Raw genomic sequence first — 6,570 nt, 5'->3', positions numbered from 1 at the left:
CCGGGATCGGCGCGGTCACCGGGGTCCTCGGGGTCGGCGGCGGCTTCCTCGCCGTCCCCGCGCTGACCGGCGTGCTCGGCCTGCGCATGCGCGTGGCCGTGGGCACCGGCCTGGTCGTCCTCACCGTCAACGGCCTCGCCGCGCTCGGTCTGCGGGCCGGCACCATGGACACGCTGGACTGGGCGGTCGTCGGCCCCTTCGTCGCGGCGGCGGTCCTCGGTGCCTGGGACGGCAAGCGGCTGGCGGCCCGGGTCTCCGGGGACGTGCTGCGGCGCGTGTTCGCCGTACTGCTGCTGGCGGTCGCCGCGCTGATGCTGATCGACGCGGTGGTGTGATGCGCCCGCGGACGACCACACCGCCCGGATCAGGCCAGGGACAGGAAGAGCTTCTCCAGGCGGGCCCGCATCTCCTCCGCGTCCTCCCCGTTGCCGCGGCCCGACTCGATGTCGGCCACGCACTGCTGGAGGCCGGTGGCGATGATCGCGAAGCCCGCCCGGTCCAGCGCCCGCGACGCGGCGGCCAGCTGCATCACGACCTCCTCGCAGTCACGCCCCTCCTCGATCATCCGGATCACCCCGGAGATCTGGCCCTGGGCCCGGCGCAGCCGGTTCAGCACGGCCTTCAGACTCGCACCTTCGAGTTCCAGCTCCACAACCACTCCTCCATACATACCCCTCGGGGTATGGTACGTCCCGCTTCGGGACGCCGTCGACCAGTTAGGACCAGCTCTGCCATGACCGCCCCCGTGACCCCCGTCGCCCTCGGCACCGACCAGGCCCGCACCCGGCTGCACGAGTTCACCGTCATCGATGTCCGCACGCCCGGCGAGTACGCCTCCGGCCACCTGCCCGGCGCGCTGAACGTCCCCCTGGACCAGCTCCGGCGCGCCCTGCCCGAGCTGCGGGACGCGGCCGGCCGCGGTGACCTCCTGGTCGTCTGCGCGTCCGGCCGGCGCTCCGCGGACGCCGCCGCCCGGCTCGCCGGACACGGCATCACCGCCGCCACCCTCACCGGCGGCACCGCCGCCTGGTCCGAGGAGGGGCACGCGCTGGACCGGCCGGCCGCCTGCGCCACCCGCTCCAAGTGGGCCATGGAACGCCAGGTCCGCCTCGCCGCGGGCACCCTGGTCCTGCTGGGCCTGGTCCTGGACCTGCTGGTGCACCCCGCCTTCCGGTTCCTGTCCGCCGGGATCGCCGCCGGACTGGTCTTCTCGGCGGTCACCAACACCTGCGGCATGGCCGCCGTGCTGGCCAGGCTGCCCCACAACCGCCCCCGCGCGGCCGACCTGGACGCGACCCTGACCGCGCTGCGCGAGCGCTGAGCCGGGGGCCGGGGGCGGGGGTGCGGCCGCCCCCGGGGCCGCCGCACCCGTCAGCCGGTGACGGCCTCGGGATCGCGGTCGGACGCCGGCCACAGGTACGGGAGGTCGTCCGGCTCCCCGGGGAAGACGTCCGCGTACACCTCGGGGTCCTTGCGGACCAGGGCCGAACGGTGGCTGCGGTGCAGGCCCGGATTCCCCAGCCAGGGCGGCAGCTCCCCGGCCTCGGCCAGCTCCGGCTGCTCCCGCACCGGCTCGCCCGGACGGACGGCGGCGAGCTCCGCCACCAGCTTGGCGGCGCAGCTGTCCTGGTGCCCCCGGTCCCGCCACACCCGGCAGATCTCCAGGCCGTACCGCACCAGGGCCTCCTCGTACCCGGTCCACATGCGGACCGCGGGATGGCGGCGCCAGCCGTAGCCGGGGACGGTCAGGCCGCGCAGCACCTGGAGCGCCTCGACCCGCTGCTTGCCGAGCCGGCGCCGGTCCAGCACCAGTGCCGACGCGTCGAAGTCCGGGTAGGGCAGGAAGGTCTGCATGAGGCCGTCCGGGGAGCGGGGTCACCGCCGGCGGATGCGCGGCGCACGCACCGCGTTCCCCGCCCGCGGCGGGGCACACCCGGCTCAGCCGAGGTTGCCGAGCCGGGCCTCGCGCCACAGGTCGACGCCGCCGTCGGTGGCGTACGCGTCGATCTCGGCCAGCTCCTCGTCGCTGAAACCGGGGTTCTCCAGCGCGGCCACGTTCTGCTCCAGCTGCTCGGTGCGGGAGGCGCCGATGACGAGCGAGGTGACCCGCGTGTCCCGCAGGGCCCAGGCCAGCGCCATCTGGGCGAGGGTCTGGCCGCGGCGGGCCGCGATGTCGTTCAGGGCGCGCAGCCGGCGCAGCATGTCGTCGGTGAGCCACCCGGCGTCGAAGGAGGTGCCCGCCGCCGCGCGCGAGTCCTCCGGCACGCCGTCGAGGTAGCGCCCGGTCAGCATGCCCTGGGCGAGCGCGGTGAAGCCGATGACGCCGAAGCCCTCCTCCTGGGCCACGTCCAGCAGGCCGTCCGTCTCGATCCACCGGTTGAGCATGTTGTACGACGGCTGGTGGATCAGCAGCGGCGTCCCCAGGTCGCGGAGGATGGCGGCCGCCTGCCGGGTGCGCTCGGCGTCGTAGGAGGAGATGCCGACGTAGAGCGCCTTGCCTTGGCGGACCGCGGTGTCGAGCGCGCCCATGGTCTCCTCGAGGGGAGTGGTGGCGTCGAGCCGGTGCGAGTAGAAGATGTCCACGTACTCCAGCCCCATCCGCTTCAGGGACTGGTCCAGGGAGGCCAGGAGGTACTTGCGGGAGCCGCCGCCCTGCCCGTAGGGGCCGGGCCACATGTCCCAGCCGGCCTTGGTGGAGATCACCAGCTCGTCCCGGTAGGGGGCGAGGTCCTGCTTCATCAGCCGGCCGAAGTTGATCTCCGCCGCACCGTAGGGCGGGCCGTAGTTGTTCGCCAGGTCGTGATGGGTGATACCGAGGTCGAAGGCGCGCAGGGAGATCGCGCGCTGCGTCTCGAAGGGCCGGTCGTCGCCGAAGTTGTGCCAGTAGCCCAGGGACAGCAGCGGAAGGTCGAGTCCGGAGCGGCCGGTGCGCCGGTAGCGCATGGTGCCGTCGTAGCGCTCGGGGCTGATGACGTGGTTCATCGGGTCTCCGGGGTGAGGCGAGGTGCGGTTGTCCCAGGTGGATCGTGAAGATCCCCGTCCACCCTGCCCCCGCCCGATCGCGAAGTCCAACCGGTGTCTTCCATGGGATTGAGCGACGCCGCTTCTGAATCGGCCGGCGGGTCACGGGGCCGATGTGACGGCGCGCGCCGTCCCCGCTAAGCTCTACGCAGGTCGTGGCGCCGAACTGCCGGAGCCAGGACGTGCGTTGGTGGTCCAAGGAAAGACGCCCCGCTTCCTGCGGGGAGATGCAGGTGCAAGGCCTGCCCAGCGCTCCGAACCGAGCCCCGCACCCGGAATCCGGGTGCGGGGCTCGTCGTGTGCGGCCGCTCAGCGCTGGAACGGCATGGTCCGGCAGTTCGACTGCACCGGGCGTCCTTCGAGCCGGTCCGTCAGCCAGGACACCGCGTCGCTCTGGTCGGTGAGCAGCGGCACCAGGTGGTTGGTGAGCAGTTTGTCCCCGAGGTTGGGCAGCGCGACGGCCTTGTAGATCACGTCGGCGCCCTTGCGGCACCAGTCCACGGCCAGTTGGCGGGCCTGGGCGTGCGGCACGATGTCGTCCTGCACACCGGTGACGACGCGGACCGGGCCGGTCGGCTTCAGCGTGCCGATGCGCTGCTTGTCGAGGACGGCCCGGGCGCGGGGCTCGTCGGCGATGACCCGGGCGATGGAGGCACCGCTGCGGGTCCACTTGGTGCTCTTGGTGAATCCGTGCCGCAGGATCGCGTCCCCGACGCAGGTGGTGGCGATGTCGTCGAGGGCGGCCCGCCCCTTGGTGTTGATGTGCTCGTCGACGACCTGCTTCAGGTCGGGCTCGGCCTGGGCGAAACCGTTGATGGACCAGCCCAGCGCGGCGGCCAGCGCACTGCCGTCGACACCCTTCATGACGGACGTGAGGTCGGCCGGCGGGGCACCGCTGTAGGTGCCCACGAGCGGGATCTCGGGGGCGTACGTGCCGTGCAGCTCGGCCGCGGAGGCGCTGGCCCCGCCGCCCTGGCTGTAGCCGTACAGGCCCACGCGCGAGGCGGCGGTGACGGACGCCCCGGGGACCGATCGCGCGGCGCGGGCCGCGTCCAGTATGGCGTGCCCCTGGTCGAGCCGGTTCACGTAGGTGTGCAGCCGGTCCGTCGTCCCCAGACCCGCGTAGTCCGTCACGACGACGGCGGCGCCGGTGGCGAGCAGCCGGTAGACGGCCAGGTTGTCGTACCCGACCGACACCGTCTCCCCGGTCAGCGTCAGGGGCCGCTCCAGGGCCAGCGAGGGTGCGCACTGGTCGCCCTGGCCCATGGTCCCGGACCCCACGACGACCAGCGGGCGTGGTCCGCCGCCCTTCCAGCGCGCCGAGGGCTCGATGTAGGCGCCGGTCACCGCGACCCGTTGCCCGTTCGAGTCGGTGGAGGTGTACATCAGCCGGGTCGCCGTGCCCGGCAGGCGGCGGCCGTCCAGTCCGGGCAGGCTCAGCCCGAGCCGCAGCGGTTCGTGCCGGATCAGCGCGCCGTTGCCCGCGGGCAGCTCGGCCGGCGGGGCGTAGAAGGCGGGGATGGTCACGCCGCGGGACACCACGGGCTCGCTCGCGGCGGCGGGCGGTGCGGTCACACAGGCACAGGCGGTCGTCGCGACGACGGTGGTCAGCACCCTGCTGAGACGGCTCACGGCTCACTCCTCGCTCTGCTGCAGAAGGTGAACCGGAAACTAGCACCGGTTACTTACCGGCGGTAACACTTGGTTGAGTTACGGACCGGTAACACTTACTCCCCAGTAACTCCCGCGTGCCTCCCGATGCGTGCGGGAACGGGCCCCACCGGTCCGCCCGGCGGGGCCCGTCCGTCGTCGGTGTCCGGTCAGGCCGTGTGCAGGGTCAGCCCGTAACGGTTGAGGATCTCGTTGACCGGCTGGAACCAGGTCTCGCCGCCGCCCGAGCAGTTGCCCCAGCCGCCGGAGGTGACGCCCTGTGCCTGGTCACCGCTGATGAACGACCCGCCCGAGTCGCCGGGTTCGGCGCAGACGCTCGTCTTCGTCATCTGATGCACCGCCCCCTGGCTGTAGTTGACGGTCTCGTTCTTGGCCAGCACCCGCCCGCAGTGCCAGCGGGTCGTCGAGCCGGAGCGGCAGACGGAGGCCCCGACGGGCGCCTCGGCGGAGCCGCGCACCAACTGGTCCGGCACCGTGCCCCAGCCGAGCACGACCGGTACGGTCCACCAGCCGCTGCCCACGCTCACCCACGCGTAGTCGTTGCCGGGGAACGAGGAGCCCTGGAAGGTGCCGATGTGCGAACCGTCCCAGCCCCGCACCGCCGCGCCCGCGCCCCCGCAGTGCCCGGCGGTGACGAAGCCCCCGTGCACCGAGAAGCCGATGGAGCAGCGGACGTTGCCCGTGTAGTACGGGTCGCCGCCCACCGTGCCGGCGGCGAAGGTCTCCGCCGCCGCCCGGACGGTCCGCACGGTGACCGGGCCGGCCTCACGCGCCTTCGCCACGAAGCTCCGGACATCGTTGTCGGCCTTCCGCGCGCCCACGACGTTCACGACCACCGTGTTGGCGGCCGGGTCGACCGACCAGCTGCTGACGCCCGCCGGTGCGTCCAGCCGGTCGATGCGGGACTTGGCGGCGTCCAGCGCCCGCGCGCTGTGCTCGACGGTGCGGACGGCGGCGCCCGTGGACCGGACCGCCTCGACCGTCGAGGCGCCGGCCTCCGCGGTGACGGCGACGGTCAGTTTCCGGCTCCGGCCGTCGAACCAGGCGCCGCCGTAGGCGGATCCGGCCGCCTCGCGCGCCTCCGGTACGGCATCGGCGGCCCGGCGCTCTGCCGTCAGCTGTGCCTCGGCCTCGGTGCGCGTCAGCCCGAAGTCGCGCTGCATGGCGTCCAGGAGACCCGCCGAGGCGGACTCGGAGCCGGTGGGGGAGGAGGTGGTGGCCGAGGCGGCGGTGCCGGTGTCGCTCGCCGCGGCGGGCAGTGTGCCGGCCGCGGTCCAACTGCCGATCATGAGGAGGGCGGCCACGCCGACATGCGTGAGTCCGGTGCGTCTCATGGAAGGTGCCCTTCGTCGTTCCAGCAAGGTGGGGGTGGAACAACCGCCAACTGAGAGCGCTCTCACGTGGAGTCGTGGCCGAGCATAGCCATGGCGGGGTGACAGGTCTATGCCAACGACAGAGGAAAAGGGACGCCTGATCGGTGTGGGCGCCTCAACCGGGCGCGGGAGCAGGTGACGTCACTCGATGGTGGATGTCGACGGGCCGGAGGGGGAGAGGGGTGCTGCGCGCGGAGCGCGGTCAACGCTTGCGCGGGGACAGCCGCTTCGCCTCGCGCGCGGCCTCCTTCGCCGCCCGTTCGGCCCGGGTCAGCGCGTCCGCGGCCGACCGGTCCCGGTCCTCCGCCTCCCGCCGGAGCCGTTCCGCCCGCTCCTTCTCCTCCCGGGCGGACCGCAGTCGCTCCTCGGCCCGCTCGCGTTCCTGCTCCGCCTGCGACACCTCTTCCTCGGCCGCCCGCGCCTGCTCGCGTGCCGTCCGCAGCGCCGCCTCCGCCTCCGCCCGCTCGTCCCGGCGCTCGGCGAGCCGCTGCTCGGCGGCCTCGGC

The 6,570-nt window shown here is 73.4% G+C and carries 7 protein-coding genes and 1 pseudogene; 2 read left to right on the top strand and 6 right to left on the bottom strand.

What is annotated here, in order from left to right; all coding sequences use genetic code 11:
- Positions 1-335: TSUP family transporter (locus G3I53_RS21420; RefSeq protein WP_164337132.1), on the top strand; the 335-nt coding region annotated here is incomplete at its 5' end.
- A gap of 29 nt (positions 336-364) precedes the next feature.
- Here the strand turns inward: G3I53_RS21420 and G3I53_RS21415 are convergent.
- Positions 365-652 carry a metal-sensitive transcriptional regulator gene (locus tag G3I53_RS21415; protein WP_164337130.1) on the bottom strand — a complete coding sequence of 96 codons (288 nt, stop codon included), beginning with the start codon at positions 650-652 and terminating at the stop codon, positions 365-367.
- An 81-nt stretch (positions 653-733) separates the two neighbouring features.
- Here G3I53_RS21415 and G3I53_RS21410 point away from each other — a divergent pair, with 81 nt between their 5' ends.
- Entirely contained in the window at positions 734-1,321 is a 588-nt protein-coding gene (locus G3I53_RS21410) for a rhodanese-like domain-containing protein (protein WP_164438668.1), read from the top strand.
- Between the two features lie 50 nt (positions 1,322-1,371).
- Here the strand turns inward: G3I53_RS21410 and G3I53_RS21405 are convergent, their stop codons facing one another.
- The 5 genes and pseudogenes from G3I53_RS21405 to G3I53_RS21385 all read right to left on the bottom strand — a co-directional run.
- Positions 1,372-1,854: an MSMEG_6728 family protein gene (locus G3I53_RS21405; protein WP_164336176.1), complete on the bottom strand. Its 483-nt coding sequence runs from the start codon at positions 1,852-1,854 to the stop codon at positions 1,372-1,374.
- An 84-nt stretch (positions 1,855-1,938) separates the two neighbouring features.
- Complete coding sequence (gene mgrA / locus G3I53_RS21400) at positions 1,939-2,982, bottom strand: L-glyceraldehyde 3-phosphate reductase (RefSeq protein ID WP_164336175.1); 1,044 nt, start codon at positions 2,980-2,982, stop codon at positions 1,939-1,941.
- Between the two features lie 348 nt (positions 2,983-3,330).
- The gene (locus G3I53_RS21395; protein ID WP_164336173.1) at positions 3,331-4,653 is read right to left on the bottom strand and encodes a lipase family protein; all 1,323 of its coding nucleotides are present in this window, start codon (positions 4,651-4,653) and stop codon (positions 3,331-3,333) included.
- Positions 4,654-4,841: 188 nt separating this feature from the next.
- Complete coding sequence (locus G3I53_RS21390) at positions 4,842-6,026, bottom strand: S1 family peptidase (protein ID WP_164336171.1); 1,185 nt, start codon at positions 6,024-6,026, stop codon at positions 4,842-4,844.
- Positions 6,027-6,267: 241 nt separating this feature from the next.
- Positions 6,268-6,570 (bottom strand): annotated as a pseudogene (locus G3I53_RS21385) (hypothetical protein); the annotation flags it as partial.

Source organism: Streptomyces sp. SID14436, assembly GCF_010548465.1.
In the GTDB taxonomy this organism is placed as follows: Bacteria; Actinomycetota; Actinomycetes; order Streptomycetales; family Streptomycetaceae; genus Streptomyces.
This window is presented reverse-complemented; position numbering and strand designations above follow the sequence as displayed.

Coding starts and splice junctions, on each gene's coding strand:
- G3I53_RS21410 (WP_164438668.1), top strand. CDS start 734: ATGACCGCCCCCGTGACCCCCGTCGCCCTCGGCACCGACCAGGCCCGC.
- G3I53_RS21405 (WP_164336176.1), bottom strand. CDS start 1,854: ATGCAGACCTTCCTGCCCTACCCGGACTTCGACGCGTCGGCACTGGTG.
- mgrA (WP_164336175.1), bottom strand. CDS start 2,982: ATGAACCACGTCATCAGCCCCGAGCGCTACGACGGCACCATGCGCTAC.
- G3I53_RS21390 (WP_164336171.1), bottom strand. CDS start 6,026: ATGAGACGCACCGGACTCACGCATGTCGGCGTGGCCGCCCTCCTCATG.